The 15,550-nt window shown below is 57.8% G+C and carries 15 protein-coding genes; 8 read left to right on the top strand and 7 right to left on the bottom strand.

Features of this window, described 5'->3' with window-relative positions; genetic code table 11:
• Positions 1-8: 8 nt before the first annotated feature.
• From urtB to GOW40_RS18740, 4 genes are all read right to left on the bottom strand, one after another.
• Complete coding sequence (urtB, locus tag GOW40_RS18755; protein WP_171136760.1) at positions 9-1,961, bottom strand: urea ABC transporter permease subunit UrtB; 1,953 nt, start codon at positions 1,959-1,961, stop codon at positions 9-11.
• Between the two features lie 77 nt (positions 1,962-2,038).
• Positions 2,039-3,313 (bottom strand): urea ABC transporter substrate-binding protein, encoded by a 1,275-nt coding sequence (gene urtA, locus GOW40_RS18750; protein WP_171133412.1) that lies wholly within the window; start codon positions 3,311-3,313, stop codon positions 2,039-2,041.
• 287 nt (positions 3,314-3,600) lie between these two features.
• Positions 3,601-4,074 (bottom strand): hypothetical protein, encoded by a 474-nt coding sequence (locus GOW40_RS18745; RefSeq protein WP_171133414.1) that lies wholly within the window; start codon positions 4,072-4,074, stop codon positions 3,601-3,603.
• Positions 4,075-4,190: 116 nt separating this feature from the next.
• Positions 4,191-5,078, bottom strand: coding sequence for a helix-turn-helix domain-containing protein (locus GOW40_RS18740; protein WP_254444509.1), 888 nt, complete (start codon positions 5,076-5,078; stop codon positions 4,191-4,193).
• A gap of 59 nt (positions 5,079-5,137) precedes the next feature.
• On the opposite strand from GOW40_RS18740, the gene pobA reads away from it, so the two are divergent.
• Together pobA and GOW40_RS18730 are read left to right on the top strand one after the other, a co-directional pair.
• Entirely contained in the window at positions 5,138-6,310 is a 1,173-nt protein-coding gene (pobA, locus tag GOW40_RS18735) for a 4-hydroxybenzoate 3-monooxygenase (RefSeq protein ID WP_171133476.1), read from the top strand.
• Between the two features lie 114 nt (positions 6,311-6,424).
• Entirely contained in the window at positions 6,425-6,877 is a 453-nt protein-coding gene (locus GOW40_RS18730; protein WP_171102031.1) for a MarR family transcriptional regulator, read from the top strand.
• Here GOW40_RS18730 and GOW40_RS18725 read toward each other — a convergent pair.
• Positions 6,868-7,317, bottom strand: a complete 450-nt coding sequence (locus GOW40_RS18725) for a MarR family winged helix-turn-helix transcriptional regulator (protein WP_171133416.1) — start codon at positions 7,315-7,317, stop codon at positions 6,868-6,870. The two genes, GOW40_RS18730 and GOW40_RS18725, sit on opposite strands and share 10 nt — an antisense overlap.
• Before the next feature lie 145 nt (positions 7,318-7,462).
• Between GOW40_RS18725 and hmgA the strand changes: the two genes are divergently transcribed.
• From hmgA to GOW40_RS18695, 6 genes are read left to right on the top strand one after another with little or no spacing between them, the layout of a single operon-like run.
• The gene (hmgA, locus tag GOW40_RS18720; protein ID WP_171102033.1) at positions 7,463-8,821 is read left to right on the top strand and encodes a homogentisate 1,2-dioxygenase; all 1,359 of its coding nucleotides are present in this window, start codon (positions 7,463-7,465) and stop codon (positions 8,819-8,821) included.
• Positions 8,818-9,456, top strand: a complete 639-nt coding sequence (maiA, locus tag GOW40_RS18715; protein WP_171231120.1) for a maleylacetoacetate isomerase — start codon at positions 8,818-8,820, stop codon at positions 9,454-9,456. Before hmgA ends, maiA begins: the two co-directional genes overlap by 4 nt.
• The gene (gene fahA / locus GOW40_RS18710) at positions 9,456-10,709 is read left to right on the top strand and encodes a fumarylacetoacetase (RefSeq protein ID WP_171133419.1); all 1,254 of its coding nucleotides are present in this window, start codon (positions 9,456-9,458) and stop codon (positions 10,707-10,709) included. Before maiA ends, fahA begins: the two co-directional genes overlap by 1 nt.
• Positions 10,710-10,714: 5 nt before the next feature.
• On the top strand, positions 10,715-11,665 hold the full coding sequence (locus GOW40_RS18705) for an MBL fold metallo-hydrolase (protein WP_171102036.1): 951 nt from the start codon (positions 10,715-10,717) through the stop codon (positions 11,663-11,665).
• A 42-nt stretch (positions 11,666-11,707) separates the two neighbouring features.
• Positions 11,708-13,333 carry an FAD-dependent oxidoreductase gene (locus tag GOW40_RS18700; protein WP_171231119.1) on the top strand — a complete coding sequence of 542 codons (1,626 nt, stop codon included), beginning with the start codon at positions 11,708-11,710 and terminating at the stop codon, positions 13,331-13,333.
• 7 nt (positions 13,334-13,340) lie between these two features.
• Entirely contained in the window at positions 13,341-13,529 is a 189-nt protein-coding gene (locus tag GOW40_RS18695) for a DUF2783 domain-containing protein (protein WP_171102038.1), read from the top strand.
• Between the two features lie 108 nt (positions 13,530-13,637).
• Here the strand turns inward: GOW40_RS18695 and GOW40_RS18690 are convergent, their stop codons facing one another.
• Together GOW40_RS18690 and GOW40_RS18685 are read right to left on the bottom strand one after the other, a co-directional pair.
• Positions 13,638-13,985: a nuclear transport factor 2 family protein gene (locus GOW40_RS18690; protein ID WP_171133423.1), complete on the bottom strand. Its 348-nt coding sequence runs from the start codon at positions 13,983-13,985 to the stop codon at positions 13,638-13,640.
• A 109-nt stretch (positions 13,986-14,094) separates the two neighbouring features.
• Positions 14,095-15,459 (bottom strand): amidase family protein, encoded by a 1,365-nt coding sequence (locus tag GOW40_RS18685; RefSeq protein WP_171133424.1) that lies wholly within the window; start codon positions 15,457-15,459, stop codon positions 14,095-14,097.
• Between the last annotated feature and the right edge of the window lie 91 nt (positions 15,460-15,550).

Here is a 15,550-nt window from a genome sequence, read left to right as displayed (position 1 = left end):
CAACCATGTTACGCCTCCGCCGCCCGGCCCTTGAGCGCGATGATGCCGCGTGGCCGGAATTGGATGAACAGAATGATGAAGAGGATCATATAGGTCTGCGCCGCGAGTGTGTTCGACGGGTTCAGCCACTCGATCCCTTTTTGCAGTGTGCCCACCATGGTCGCACCCAAGAGCGTGCCCCAGATGTTGCCAACACCGCCGACCACCACGGTCATAAAGCTTTGCACGATATAGTCGGACCCCATTTCCGAGGTGACCTTGGCATAAAGCCCAATCGCCACGCCCGCGATACCGGCGATGCCCGAGCCAAAGCCGAAGGTCAGCATATTGATCCGGTCGGGGTTGATCCCCATCGACGCGGCCATACGCGGGTTCTGAGTGACCGCGCGTACCTCTAGCCCCAGCCGTGTGCGGTTCATGACGATCAGAAACAGCGCCAGGAACAACAGCGCCAGAATGAAGATTGCGATGCGGATATAGCTGATCGAAACGATGTCATTGATCACCATCGATCCGTCCAACCAGGCCGGAGCGGTCAGCGGACGCGCCTGTGTGCCGAAGATGTTTTTGGCCAATTGCTGCAACGCGATGGACACCCCGAAGGTGGCCAGCAACGTCTCAAGCGGGCGGTGATACAGCCAGCGAATGACCAGCCGCTCCATCAACACACCTGCTCCGAATGTCACCATGAACGCACACGGAATGGCGACAAGGATTGAAAGGGTCAGGTCAGGAATGAACAACTGCACAACATATCCGGTGTAGGCGCCCATCATGATGAACTCACCATGCGCCATGTTGATCACGCCCATCACACCAAAGGTGATGGCAAGGCCAATCGCGGCCAGAAAATAGATCGAGGCCAGAGACAGCGCGTCCAGCACCAGATCGGCGGTTTGGTTCAGCGCCACCTGTGTCTCAATGTCTTGCAATGTGGCCTGCGCGGCCAATGCGACGGGCAGAGGGGCTCCGACATAGACGCGAAAGAAACTGTGGCTTTCAATCGCCTTGTCTATTTCATTCTGGGTGACCAGAGGATCAGCCAATCCTTGATCGGCCAGCAGCTGATAGGCTGCGGCACGCGCGGCGTCCTCATTGAGGCTGGCCACCTGAACGCCTGCAACCGTATCGCCCGAGATATTGGCAATCAATGCTTCTTTGACCGTTGCGGTGTCAACAAGCGCAGGCGCAAGCCCGGCCTCGACGAGTAGGTCATAGGCCTGCTCGCGGGTCAGATCATCCGAACCGACCTCGACTGCGACAGCGCCGTCCGGGATCTGTTGGGCAGTTTGGATTTCAGAGGCAACCAAGGGGTTGAGCGTCGCGCGCACGTCCACACCCAGATCACCGGCAAAGCTTTCGATCGCGGCCAAACGCGCGGCTTCGTCTTCATCGAACCGGATCGTCAACAGACGCTCCAGCCGTTCTTTGCGGGCCTTCAGGTCTGCGTCATCCTCAGTATCAATCGCACCGCGCAGCGCAGCCAGATGAGACGCTTCTGCATCTCGTTCGATCGCCGTCAACGCGTCGGCGCGGTTTTCCGGGTTTGGGTCATTCAGGCGGAACTGCACAAGGGCAGATGCGATCATGCCCCGAATGCCCGAATTGGGTTTCAACTGCTTGAACTGTTTCCTGTCTGCGATGCCGATCTCTGATCCGTCCGACACGTCAAACAGCTGCAACCCGCCATCTGCCTTTTCTGCAAAAACGAAAAGACCGGTCTCTTTGTTGACCCACATGTCTTTCGCCTGCCAGCGTTCAAGCACAACCTGCGCCTCGGGCAAACCGCTTGTGGCCAGCGCATCAATGGCGGGGCCGATTGTCTTGCGCGACGATTTGACGATGACGTCGGCGTGGGTTTGCAAAACCTGCTGCACCGGAGCCTCGGCTGATTGCGCCTGCAGCAGTGTCGGGGCCGCAAGGATCAGCAGGGCCAAGACAGCCCGCTTGAACGGAAGCATCATTTAGGAAGACCTCAGCATTGGGTCTCGGGGCACGCATCTAAGCGCACGCGCCCCGAGTATTTTAGGTTCAGATCTTAGTAGTTCGATTTGATCTGAACGCAGCTTTCGGTTTCGGTGTTGTACATACCGCAACCCAGCTCTTTCCAGTCCGACACAAGCACGGCGGATTCGGGCAGATAGTCTGTCCACGCATCACCCGGAACTTCTTCGGTCTGGCTGATGATGTCGAATTGACCGTCTTCCTGGATCTCACCGATAAGAACCGGCTTGGCCAGGTGGTGGTTCGGCAGCATCACGGCTGTTCCACCGGTCAGGTTCGGGAATTCCTGCCCGTACATTGCGGTGCGAACAGCATCCACATCTGTGGTTCCGGCTTCGGTCGCCGCATTCACCCACATGTTGAAGCCGATGTAGTGGGCTTCCATCGGGTCATTGGTCACACGGTCTTCGCCCATGCGCGCCTTCCAGGCTTCGACCCAGCCTTCATTGGCTTCGCTGTCTGCCGACTGGAAATAGTTCCAGGCCGCCAGGTGGCCAACAAGGTTTGTGGTATCCAGACCGGCCAGTTCTTCTTCACCAACCGAGAAGGCAACAACCGGGATGTCATCGGCCGAGATCCCTGCGGCTGCAAGTTCTTTGTAGAAGCCCACATTCGCGTCGCCGTTGATGGTCGAGATCACGCCAACCTTTTTACCGTCTGCGCCCAGGGCAACAACATCCGCTACGATCTTGGACCAGTCCGAGTGACCGAACGGGGTGTAGTTCACAAAGATATCTTCTTCGGCGATGCCTTTTTGCTGAAGATAGCTTTCAAGAATGTTGTTGGTTGTCCGCGGATAGACATAGTCGGTGCCCAGTAGCGCGAATTTCTCAACTTCCAGCTCGTCCAGGAAGTAATCAGTGGCCGGGATTGCCTGCTGGTTCGGGGCGGCACCGGTGTAGAATACGTTTTTCGAGCTTTCTTCGCCCTCATACTGAACCGGATAGAACAGCAGGCCGTTCAGCTCTTCGATGACTGGCAGAACCGATTTGCGCGACACCGAAGTCCAGTTGCCGAAAATCACGTCGACTTCGTGAACAGTCAGCAGTTCACGCGCTTTTTCAGCAAACAGAGGCCAGTCGGATGCCGGGTCAACAACAACGGCTTCCAGCTCACATCCCAGCAAGCCGCCCGCTTCGTTTTGCTGTTCGACCAGCATCTCCATCGTGTCTTTCAACGTGGTTTCCGAAATTGCCATGGTACCGGACAGCGAGTGCAAGACGCCAACCTTGATCGGACAATCTGCCAGCGCAGGCAGGGCGCTTGCGAACAGGACAGCAGCAGTTGTGTTGAGAAGTTTGGTGTGCATCAGCGTTTCCTTTTTTGCGATGCGCAGCGGGGTTGTTCAGGACATCGAAACACCCCATATAACCCCCTACGCAAAATTGCGGTGTGCGAGGGAGTCATCTGGTTCCTAGGCCGGACACCTTCGCACATTTTTTAAGCCGCCAGGCGGCGCACGCTCTTGCTAAGTCAGTGATGCGGTCGGGTCAGAGTCCCATGACCGGTGTTCTTGAAAAGATTAAGGCAGATGCTCAATTCTAGGGCGCTTCGGGTGCTGACGGCTAAAATTTGGGCGTCTGCGTAATTTTTGCCCTATGCGCCACCAAGAATTAACAATTCGCACTGCTCCAAAAGACGCAGCGCCAATTTGCGCGCGGTCACGGATTCGTCGGTATCTGAGTGAAATGAAGCCGTTTGCAGCAAACGTGCATGGGCATGCTTGGTGTTTATGCGATGATGCAAAACGAACTGCGCATTTGCAGCCGTGGTCGTCGCCTCCAGCAGCTCCACAAATCCGCTGCGGCGCAATTCAAGATCTTCGGCCTTTGGATCGTTGATTAGCCAGGCATGTTCCATCTCGGCCGAATAACGCCCGGCGCAGCTTGCGAAGGATTTGACCAGATCATCCTGAGCGCGCAGCATGCCGGCTGAAGCGCACAGGCAGACCAATGAAGACACCAAAACTGTTCTTAAACTGATCATTTTTTCAGCTTCACAGGCGAAAATGCGCCCGTCAAGCTGGCAGTTTATAAATTTCTCCGCATTGTGGCACGACGCCCCTGGCACCGAAGCGCCCAGCCAGAGCCGATCTTACGCCAATGCTCATAGGTCCCGAAACAGACCGGCGCGACCGTCTGAACCGTTAGACGAGCCCGGCTGTCGTTACTGGATCCGTTCTGACCTTAAGCCTTGTCCTGTCCAAGACTACGACGGAAGGAGCGCGGGGACATTCCCGTAGTGCGCCTGAACACACGGCTGAAATACGAAGGGTCGTCATACCCCAACTGAAAGGCGATTGCTGAGATCGACAGGTTGGTAAACGCCAGATTGCGACGCGCCTCTCGCACCATATTCTGCGCAATCGCGGCCGATGCCGAATGCCCGGTTGCCTGACGCACCACCCGGCTGAGATGCGTTGGGGTCACTCCAAGAATGCCTGCGTATTCCGCCACCCCCAGATGATCCAACGCATGTGTTTCCAACAGACGCTCGAATTGGCGCAGCAATCCATCGTCATTCTGATCGGGCTTGGGGACCAGCCCCGCTATTCGACGCGCCACCAGACCGATCAGCAACGCGGAATAGGCCCGCAGGATATGCGCGCGCGCAAAGGACCTGTTTGCATGTTCGGCAAAGATGGACCGTACCACGTTGCGTATTTCGTCATCTGACCGGAGCACCCGTGCGGTTCTCAGCTCAAGCCGCAATCCTTCGCGGTCGAGCAACCCTTGATCAAGCAACTCGGCAGCCAATGTCACGACCCAGCCGGTTGTCTGCGGCTTAAACGTGAACCCATGCACAGAACCGATCGGCAGGTTAACCAGGCTGCCTGCATCTAAGCCAAAGCTCTCGCCTTCCAGTATCGCTTCGCCCCCACCTTTGTCGACCAAAAGGACCTGATGCAGGCGCGCGTGGCGGTGCGGGCGCAGCGCCCAGTTGTGCAGCTTCGAACGCTGCTCGATGGCTTCGCAGTGCACCACGTCGGGAAGATCGCGGATCTCGCCGTACAGGTTGTAGTTCTGAATGCCGGACATGTTCGATTTGTACCAAAAAGGAATGGAAACATCCATTCAGTCCTCACCCGGATCAGGGCAAGGTCAACCCACAGGGGAGGATACGCGTGCAGATCATGAAAACGCAGGTCGGGATCATCGGCGGTGGTCCTTCGGGCCTTTTGCTGAGCCAATTGTTACACCTTCAGGGCATCGACACGATTGTTTTGGAAAAACACAGTCGCGACTATGTGCTGGGCCGCATTCGCGCAGGTGTGTTGGAACAGGGCTTCGTCAAGCTGATGCGGTTGGCCCAATGTGCCGCAAGGATGGATTCCGAAGGTGAGATCCATGATGGCTTTTTCATTGCCGATGGCGAACGCAAGCGCCGGATCGATCTGGCCGGTTACACGGGCGGACAATCTGTGATGGTCTACGGCCAGACCGAGCTGACCCGCGACTTGTATGAAGCGCGCGACAAATTGGGGGGCACGGTGCTTCACAACGTTGAAGACGTGCAGTTGCACGCGTTGACGTCGGACGCCCCCCAAATCACCTGCCGCATCGGCACTGACCACATCCAAATTGATTGTGACTATGTGGTCGGAGCGGACGGGTACCATGGCGTCAGCCGCAAATCGATCCCGGACAACGTGTTGACGGAATACGAAAAGGTCTTTCCCTTTGGTTGGCTGGGCGTACTCAGCGAAACCAAACCTGTCTCACCTGAACTGATCTATGCCAAAAGCGCGCGTGGCTTTGCCTTGTGTTCGCTGCGCAGCCGGGTTCTGAGCCGGTACTATATTCAGGTGCCGTCGGGCGACCGGGTCGAAGACTGGTCGGACGAGGCGTTTTGGGCGGAACTCAAGGCGCGTCTGCCCGCAGATGTTGCCGATAGTTTGGAAACCGGGCCGTCGATTGAAAAATCAATCGCCCCACTGCGCAGTTTCGTGGCCGAACCCATGCGCTATGGAAACCTGTTTTTGGCCGGAGACGCCGCCCATATCGTACCGCCAACCGGAGCCAAAGGGCTGAATTCGGCTGCCAGCGACATCTATTATCTATATCACGCTTTGGTAGCACACTATCAGGACGGCGACGACGCCGGATTGAACAGCTATAGCGATAAGGCGCTGGCGCGTGTTTGGAAGGCGCAGCGGTTCAGTTGGTGGATGACAAATTTGCTGCACCTGTTTCCCGACCGCATCGCCTATGACCAAAGATTGCAACAGACCGAACTAGACTACCTGTTTGCATCCGAAGCCGCCAAGAAATCACTTGCTGAGAACTATGTCGGACTACCGTTCTGAGGGGCCTTTACCCATCGAACAATCGTGCATCGTTAGGGTGGCGGAGAATGCCGTTGTTTCGCCCACGCGCGCGGCTTAGTCTTCACCACAGATGTTCGCGCGGGAGGTTGGCAAGTGCAACTGGACTCTTTTTTTCCATACCGGTTGGCCGTCGCTGCCGAAGCATTCTCGCAAACGCTGGTAGATGTCTATTGCCGAACCTATGGCCTTTCTCGGGAAGAGTGGAGGTTGTTGTTCCTGCTGGCAAATGCGGGCAGCCTCACGTCGCTAGAGCTGGCGCAAAAGACGTCCTTGGACAAGGTTCAAGTCAGTCGTGCAGCGCAGAAACTTGAGGACAAGTCTTTGATCCGTCGGACCACCTCTGACACAGATCGCAGGCTTCGCGTTTATCATTGCACAAGTGAAGGCCAGAAAACATTCGAAACGGTGTTTCCAAAGGTGCAGGCCCGCGCAGAAGAGGTGTTTGGTTTGATGACGGATTCTGATCGCGCTGCGCTGGACCAGGGGCTAAGAGCTCTAACCCAGGCCATGTCAGAACGTGAGACCTCGGAACAGGTTCAGCCCTGAGGCGGTTCTTTTTGCGTCAAAATATCCAAAGCGGATTGCAGCCCTTGCAGGTTTCCTTTCAATTCGGCTTCGAGCTTGCGTTGATATGCCTTTGCCAGCGGCACCAGTTCGCTTAACAATTGCGCTCCCTTGGGTGTGAGTTGCAGCTTCACCAGCCGCCTGTCAGCCCGATCGATCTCTTTGGTGATGTACCCTTCGGCTTCAAGCTTGGCGGCGGCTCGACTGATCTTTGATTTTTCAAGATTAAATTTCTTTTCGATGTCACGAACCGAAACCGCACCCGAATAACCAACGTTCAATATGACCCGCCATTGCGCCGTCGTTATTCCATATGTTGACTTGTAATGCTGCGCGAGCTCGGCGCTTAACCGCGCTGCGACAACCGTCATACGGTATGGGAGGAAGCCGTCGAAATCGAATTCCGGCAGTGTCTGGGACATAAGCACCAATTTTATTTCCAAGTTTCACAGCAAGATGAAACGATTTTCGTTGCAAATGCAACAAATATCTTGACATCGTTGCAAATGCAACGAATGCTTAGGGCAAGTCGAATCTATGCCGGATACTCAGATGAGGAGTTACGAGATGAACGAGGTCGCCCCCCACGCGTTCACACAGGCGCAAACCCCTGTTGGCACAGTTCCCGGATACATGCCGGGCTTTGGCAATGACTTTGAAACCGAGGCGCTGCCCGGCGCTTTGCCACAAGGCATGAACAGCCCGCAGCGGGTGAACTATGGCCTATACGGCGAACAGCTGAGCGGAACCGCCTTTACCGCGCCCAGCCATCAGAACGAGCGCACCTGGTGCTACCGCATCCGCCCGTCTGTGAAGCATTCGCATCGTTATGAAAAGATCGACCTGCCCTATTGGAAATCGGCACCGCATATTGTCGAAGACGTAACCAGCCTGGGCCAGTATCGCTGGGATCCGGTCCCCCACACGGATCAGGGCCTGACCTGGCTGACCGGCATGCGCACCATGACCACAGCGGGTGATGTGAACACACAGGTGGGTATGGCCAGCCATATCTATCTGGTCACCGAGTCCATGGTGGACAGCTATTTCTATTCCGCCGACAGCGAGTTGTTGGTGGTCCCGCAAGAGGGCCGTTTGCGGTTCTGCACCGAGCTGGGCATCATCGATCTGGAACCCAAGGAGATCGCCATCATCCCGCGCGGCCTACTCTATCGGGTCGAGGTTCTAGACGGCCCTGCGCGCGGCTTTGTCTGCGAGAATTACGGCCAGAAGTTCGAGCTGCCGGGCCGGGGCCCGATCGGGGCCAACTGCATGGCCAACCGGCGCGACTTCAAGACCCCCGTTGCGGCCTATGAAGACCGCGAGGCACCTTCGACCGTGACAATCAAATGGTGCGGTCAGTTCCACGAGACCAAGATTGGCCACAGCCCGCTGGATGTGGTGGCCTGGCATGGCAACTATGCGCCGGTGAAATATGATCTGCGCGACTATTGCCCGATTGGATCGATCCTGTTCGACCACCCCGACCCGTCGATCTTTACCGTGCTGACCGCGCCCTCGGGGCAGCCCGGCACGGCCAATATCGACTTTGTGCTGTTCCGCGAACGCTGGATGGTGATGGAAGATACCTTCCGTCCCCCCTGGTACCACAAGAACGTCATGTCGGAACTGATGGGCAATATCTATGGTGAATATGACGCCAAGCCGCAGGGCTTTGTTCCAGGTGGCATGAGCCTTCATAACATGATGCTGCCGCACGGGCCCGACAAGGAAGCGTTCGAAAAAGCCTCCAACTCCAATCTGGGCCCTGACAAGCTGGACAACACCATGTCCTTCATGTTCGAAACCCGCTTTCCACAGCATCTTACCCGCTTCGCCGGTGAAGAAGCACCGCTGCAGGATGACTACATCGATTGCTGGGCGGATATCGAGAAGAAGTTCGACGGCACGCCGGGTCTGAAATGAAACTCTACAGTTACTGGCGTTCAACAACATCCTACCGCGTGCGCGCAGCCCTGAATCTCAAGGGGTTGGCCTATGAGACGATCCCGGTGGATCTGACCGCAGGCGCGCAGCAGGCCGAGGACTATGTGCGGCTGAACCCGGGTAAAGGTGTTCCGACGCTGGTTCTGGATGATGGTACCGTTCTGACTCAGTCGCTGGCGATCATCGACTATCTGGACGCGGTTGTCCCCTCGCCGCGTCTGATCCCCGAAGAACCTGCGCAGCGCGCGCGGGTTCTTGCGGCGGCGCATACCGTGGCGCTGGACATCCATCCGGTGAACAATCTGCGCCTGATCGGGCAACTCAAGTCACGCTATGGCGCGACACCCGAACAGGCGCGCGACTGGATGGATCACTGGATGACCGAAGGGTTCAACGCGCTTGAGCCGCAGCTGTCCGACACCAGTACATTCAGCTTTGGCGAGGCCCCGGATCTGGCCGATCTGTGCCTGGTGGCGCAGGTCTACAATGCGCACCGATGGGGTGTGGATCTGAGCCCGTTCCCAAAGATCACCCGGGTCGAACAGGCCTGTCTCGGCCTGCCGGAAATTGCTGCCGCCCATCCTGATCAACAACCTGACGCGATAGGTTCCTAATGACACAACTGATGAACTCCTGGGTGGACAGCGCCAACAGCGCTGACACACCCTTCCCCCTCAACAACCTGCCCTATGGCGTCTTCTCGACTGCCACTTTGTCATCCAGATGCGGCGTGGCCATTGGGGATCAGATCCTCGACATGCGCGCGCTGGAAGAGGCCGGTCTGGTCGATTTCGGCGGTGCTTTGACCGGTGCGACCTGGAACGCCTTTATGGCACTGGGGTCCGAGGCCTGGGCCCGCCTGCGAGCAACGCTGACCTCGCTGTTGGCCGAGGGCAACGCCGACCAGGACAAGCTGGCCCCGATGCTGGTGGCGCAGGCAGACGCGACATTGCACATGCCCATCGCCGTGTCGGAATACACTGATTTTTACGCAGGCAAGAACCATGCCTTCAATGTGGGCACCATGTTCCGTGGCCCGGAAAACGCGCTGCCCCCCAACTGGCTGCATATCCCCATTGGCTATAACGGACGTGCCTCATCCGTTGTGGTCTCGGGCACCGACATCCGTCGCCCGTGGGGCCAGCTGAAAGGCCCCAATGATGACGCGCCGCGCTGGGGCCCATCGCAGCGCTTTGACATCGAGCTTGAGATGGGCGCAATCGTCGGTCAGCCCTCGAACGGGCCGATCACGGTGGATCGGGCGGATGCCAATATCTTTGGCTATGTGCTGCTGAACGACTGGTCGGCGCGCGACATTCAGGCCTGGGAATACCAGCCGCTGGGCCCGTTCCAGGCCAAGGCGACCGCCACCTCGATCAGCCCCTGGATCGTCGCCGCTGCCGCGCTGGCACCCTTCCGCTGCGAAACTCCTGCGCGCGAGAAAGAGCTTTTGCCACATCTGCGCGACACCACCCCAATGCTGTTCGATATCGACTTGCAGGTAACGCTGACGCCCGAAGGTGGCGATGCCAGCGTCATTGCCGAGACCAACTATAACGAGATGTATTACTCTGCCGCTCAGCAACTGGCGCATCACACCACCTCGGGCTGCCCGATGCGGGTGGGTGATCTGCTGGGGTCGGGCACCATCTCGGGGCCGGAAAAACACAATCGCGGGTCTCTGCTGGAACTCAGCTGGGGCGGCAAGGAGCCCATGACGCTGGCGGATGGCACTACCCGCAGCTTTATCGAAGACAACGACACGCTGACATTGCACGGCGCCGCAAAAGGCGACGGCTATCAGATCGGATTTGGCACCTGCACCGGCACGGTGCTGCCAGCACTCGACGACCCATTCAAAGGATAAAACCCATGGCCAAAGCATTTGCCTCGCAAGGCGACCTGACCGAAAAGAAAATCACCTTCGATGAGATCGGCGAAGGGCTTTATGCCTTTACTGCCGAGGGCGACCCAAACTCGGGCGTAATCATCGGCGATGACAGCGTGATGATTGTCGAAGCGCAGGCGACACCGCGCCTGGCCGGCAAGGTGATCGAGAAGGTCCGCGAAGTCACCGACAAGCCGATCAGCCATGTGGTGCTGACGCATTACCACGCGGTGCGCGTTCTGGGCGCTTCGGCCTTTGGGGCGGATCAGATCATCATGTCTGACAAGGCGCGATCCATGGTTGTGGAGCGCGGACAAGAGGATTGGGACAGCGAATTCCAACGCTTCCCGCGCCTCTTTGAAGGCCATGAAAGCATCCCCGGCCTGACCTGGCCCACGACCACTTTCAGCGACAGTATGACCGTCTATCTGGGCAATCGCCGGGTCGATATCAAACATCTGGGCCGGGCCCACACGGCGGGTGATGCAGTGATCCATGTACCCGATCAGAACGTGATGTTCACCGGTGACATCGTCGAATACCACTCGGCCTGCTATTGCGGCGACGGTCACTTTGGTGACTGGGGCCAGACCCTGGACAATATCAAAGCCTATGATGTGGACGCCATCGCACCCGGACGCGGCGACGCGCTGGTGGGGCACGACATGGTCAACGCCGCCATCGAAAACACCCGCGACTTTGTCGAAAGCACCTATCGCCCGGCCGCCAAGGTCGCTGCGCGTGGTGGCAGCCTGAAAGAGGCCTGGGACGCCGTGCGCGCAGAATGTGACCCGAAATTCGCCGACTACGCGATTTACGAACACTGCCTGCCGTTCAACGTCGCCCGCGCCTATGACGAAGCCCGCGGAATCGATACGCCACGTATCTGGACCGACAAGCGCGATATCGAGATGTGGGAACAGCTTCAGGGCTGATCCACTCAGCCGCCAACCCCACTTGGTCAGAAAGGAATTCCAGTGTTCGACGATCGTTATACACTTGCATTCAAACTCTATCCCTACACCCGATCTGCGGATCAGGACGTGGATTCAGCCGTACGCCATCCTGTAGTGGTTGTCGGCGGCGGGCCAATTGGGTTGGCCACAGCGCTTGATCTGGGACGGCAGGGGATCCCCGTTGTTGTCCTGGACGACCACGAAGGCATTGGCATGGGCAGCCGCGCCATCTGTTTCGCCAAACGCACGCTGGAGATTGCAGATCGCTACGGCTGTGGTGCACCGATGCGGGACAAGGGCGTGGTGTGGAACCTGGGCAAAGTGTTCCAAGACGCGGAACAAGTCTATGAGTTCAACCTGCTACCCGAGGAAGGTCACCGCAATCCGGCCTTCATCAATCTTCAGCAGCCCTATTTTGAAAAATTCCTGTTCGAACAGATCTGCGCCGAGCAGGAAAAGGGCGCGCCGATTCAGATCCGGGGCAAAAACCGCGTCGATGCGGTAGATGCGCAAGACGACCATGTGGTGCTGGATGTGATGACGCCCGATGGCCCCTATCAGCTTGAGGCCGATTGGGTCATCGGCTGCGACGGCGCCAGCTCACCCCTGCGCAATATGCTGGGGCTGGATTTTGAAGGTCGGGTGTTCCAGGACAGTTTCCTGATTGCCGATATCAAAATGAAATCGACCGAGTTTCCCACCGAAAGGTGGTTCTGGTTTGAGCCCTATTTCAAATCGGGTGCCTCGACTTTGCTGCACAAGCAACCCGATGACGTGTGGCGGGTCGATTTCCAGATCGGTTGGGATGTCGACCGCAAGGAAGAGCTGAAAGAGGAAAACATCCGCGCTCGTCTGGATGCGATGCTGGGCGAGGATGTGGAATATGACATCGTGTGGTCTTCGATCTATACGTTCCAATGCCGCCGCATGGAGAACTTCCGCAAAGGCCGTGTGATCTTTGCCGGAGACGCAGCGCATCAGGTGTCGCCTTTTGGCGCGCGTGGCGCGAATTCTGGGATGCAGGATGTCGACAATCTGGGCTGGAAACTGGGCCTTGTGCTTGCAGGCAAAGCGCCTGAAAGCCTGATCGACAGCTATAACGAAGAACGGGCCTATGGCGCGGATGAGAATATTCTGAACTCGACCCGGTCCACCGATTTCATCACGCCGAAATCCAAGATCAGTCATACGTTCCGCAACGCGGTGCTGAATCTGGCCAAAACACAAGAATTCGCGCGACCGCTGGTGAACTCTGGTAGGCTGTCCCTGCCCTGCACCTATGACGGGCTGTCGCTGAACGGTGAAGACGCGTTGACTGGAGGCCCGTCTCGTACTCGGGTCGGAAGCCCTTGCCCTGATGCGCCGCTAAGCGAAGGGTTCCTGCTGGACCAAATGGGGGACGGGTTTATCTTGCTGACCATCGACACCGATGCACCCGACAGCTTTGAGGATGACGGTATCACAGTGTCGCGGCTTGCCTTGTCGGCGTCAGACGATCCGACGGGCGTCCTGTCCGAAAGATATCTGGGCGATGCAAAATCCGCCGTCTACCTGATCCGACCTGATCAGCATGTCACCGCCCGGTGGGACCGCTTTGACAGCGATGCGTTGCGCCAGGCACTTCGTACCGCCTGCGGAAAAGGATAAGACAGATATGGGCCACCTGATCACCAAACCAAACATTGAAACGCCCGATGCGTTCTATTCTGATCTGATCAAGCTGCACGAAGGGCTGACAGACGACGAAAGCGAAGCGTTGAATGCCAAGCTGATATTGGTTCTGTCCAACCATATTGGCGACACGAAGGTTCTACGCGAGGCCTTTGAACTCTGTAAGGGCTAAGCGCTGGTCTTCATCGGCGCTTAAGCCAGTGTTCATAAAACAAAGACCATAACCCCACACCCTTGGAACACAAGCGGCGTGGGGAATAATGGCTTTCAGGTTACGGCTTTACTCTGCCACCTGATTCCACATGTCGCCGATGATCTTCCATTCGTCGTCGACCTGATCAAGAACATACAGATACGTCCCGTGCCCGTCGATTCCGGCGGACTCGATTTTGACGTTCACATCACCGATCATGACAGCCAGCGAGGTGTCATCGGACACAAACAGATGGTTGATTGAATGGGTGACGTCACCGTTTTTCGACGTCACGAACTCAAACAGTTTCCGAGCTTCATCCAAGCCTTCGGTCATTGGCTTTCCCGGTTCGATCCACATTGTGTTTTCCCGGTAAAGACCCAAAAGCCCCTGAACGTCCTGTTCGGCAATGCCCGCGTTAAACGCATCGTTCACAGCATTGAGTTCAGCGACAGGATCATCCGCAAAAGCAGCTGTGGCGGTCAGGGCACGCTTGCAGGCATCGCAGCCCGGTTGGGCAAAACCTAGGGATCAGGCATTGGGTTCAGCTGTTCAGGACCGTCTCTAAACGCGCGGCCGCCGCCAGCAAGAAGCGGTCGTGGCCGGCGCGGGCCTCGAGCATGAATCCCACCGGCAAGCCGTCGCGATCCAGCCCTGCTGGCAGTGACAGCGACGGCGCCCCCGTCAGACTGGCCAGCGAGGTGTTGCGAATAACAGTCGGAAAGGTTGGCTGCGGACCTTGATCGGTTTCGATTGTCTCATCTTCGCCAATCAGCGGAGGCTGAACCGGCACCGTGGGCATGGCAATCAGGTCCAGGCTTTCGCGATCAAACAGATCGGCATAGGCAGACCTTAGCCGCGCTAGCCCCCCACCAGCATGCGCCGCTGCAAAGGGCTCGGCCGTGGGCTCCAACAGATCGGGAAGCGCGGAAAACACACCGCGCACGTCGGGGCTGCCAATCGTTTCCGCAAATTCGGACAAGGATTTACCCAACCGGTTCTGACAGAAATCAGTCCAGACCCGATGGGCCTCGTTTACCACAATGGCTTGCCCCATCTGTTGTTCAAGCCCATCGAACACGGTGTCGCTTAGGGTGACAAACTGGGCCAGCCCGGCCGCTTCAAGCGCCGTGACCGCCTGTTCGAACCGCGCGTCCACTGCGTTCGACAGCCCTGCGTGCCGGTAGATCAGCCCGATCCGTAAAGGACGGTCGATGCCAGGTGTTTCACTGTCATCCGGTACGATCAGGCCATCGACTTCCTGCAGGTCAGCCACACAGGACGCAATCGGGCCAACGGTATCCCGCGTGGTGCTGAGCGTCAGGACACCGCCGTCAGGATATCGCCCGACGCTGGGCCGGAAGCCGACCACACCACAAAACGCAGCCGGAATACGGGTTGATCCACCGGTATCGGTCCCAAGCGCAAAGGGGATCAGCCCCCGCGCCACCGCAGCCGCACTGCCCCCCGAGGACCCGCCCGCGACGCGCATAGGATCAAAGGGCGTCGAGACCGCGCCGAAATGCGCATTGTTCGACGTGATGCCAAAGGCCAGCTCGTGCAGGTTCAGCTTGAAGGGAACGTAAGCTCCTGCTGCTTTCAGTCGCGCGACCGGGGGCGCATCGGCCTCGGGAAGGTTTTCCAACAAACCGGGCGAGCCACCGGTTGTCGGAAACGGCAGACAGTCGATATTGTCCTTGACCCCAAACGGGATCCCCGCCAGCGGCCCTTGGGCCTGCAATGCTGCTGCATCCGAGGTGGCAATCACCGCGTTACCCTCAGCCGCACGTGCCGTCTTTAGAACCTTGTCGTACAGCGCCCGCGCACCCAGCGTGTCGCGCAGATGGCGCGCCTTGGCCAAGGTCATCACGCTTTCGGCAAGGTCAAATCCTGTTTGGTCTGACGTCATCGTTGGTTCTCCCTGATGCTTATTGTGGGCGGTTGGATCGCCTCTGAAACATGGCCCCTCCTCTAAGGACTGTTCGTTATTACGGAACGAC

The sequence above is a fragment of the Ruegeria sp. HKCCA6707 genome (assembly GCF_013033515.1).
Lineage (GTDB): Bacteria > Pseudomonadota > Alphaproteobacteria > Rhodobacterales > Rhodobacteraceae > Ruegeria.
Note: the sequence above shows the minus strand (reverse complement) of the source record. Positions and strands in the feature narration are given on the sequence as shown.

Coding starts and splice junctions, on each gene's coding strand:
- GOW40_RS18705 (WP_171102036.1), top strand. CDS start 10,715: ATGGCCAAAGCATTTGCCTCGCAAGGCGACCTGACCGAAAAGAAAATC.
- fahA (WP_171133419.1), top strand. CDS start 9,456: ATGACACAACTGATGAACTCCTGGGTGGACAGCGCCAACAGCGCTGAC.
- urtA (WP_171133412.1), bottom strand. CDS start 3,313: ATGCACACCAAACTTCTCAACACAACTGCTGCTGTCCTGTTCGCAAGC.
- GOW40_RS18740 (WP_254444509.1), bottom strand. CDS start 5,078: ATGGATGTTTCCATTCCTTTTTGGTACAAATCGAACATGTCCGGCATT.
- GOW40_RS18695 (WP_171102038.1), top strand. CDS start 13,341: ATGGGCCACCTGATCACCAAACCAAACATTGAAACGCCCGATGCGTTC.
- hmgA (WP_171102033.1), top strand. CDS start 7,463: ATGAACGAGGTCGCCCCCCACGCGTTCACACAGGCGCAAACCCCTGTT.
- pobA (WP_171133476.1), top strand. CDS start 5,138: ATGAAAACGCAGGTCGGGATCATCGGCGGTGGTCCTTCGGGCCTTTTG.
- maiA (WP_171231120.1), top strand. CDS start 8,818: ATGAAACTCTACAGTTACTGGCGTTCAACAACATCCTACCGCGTGCGC.
- GOW40_RS18725 (WP_171133416.1), bottom strand. CDS start 7,317: ATGTCCCAGACACTGCCGGAATTCGATTTCGACGGCTTCCTCCCATAC.
- GOW40_RS18685 (WP_171133424.1), bottom strand. CDS start 15,459: ATGACGTCAGACCAAACAGGATTTGACCTTGCCGAAAGCGTGATGACC.
- urtB (WP_171136760.1), bottom strand. CDS start 1,961: ATGCTTCCGTTCAAGCGGGCTGTCTTGGCCCTGCTGATCCTTGCGGCC.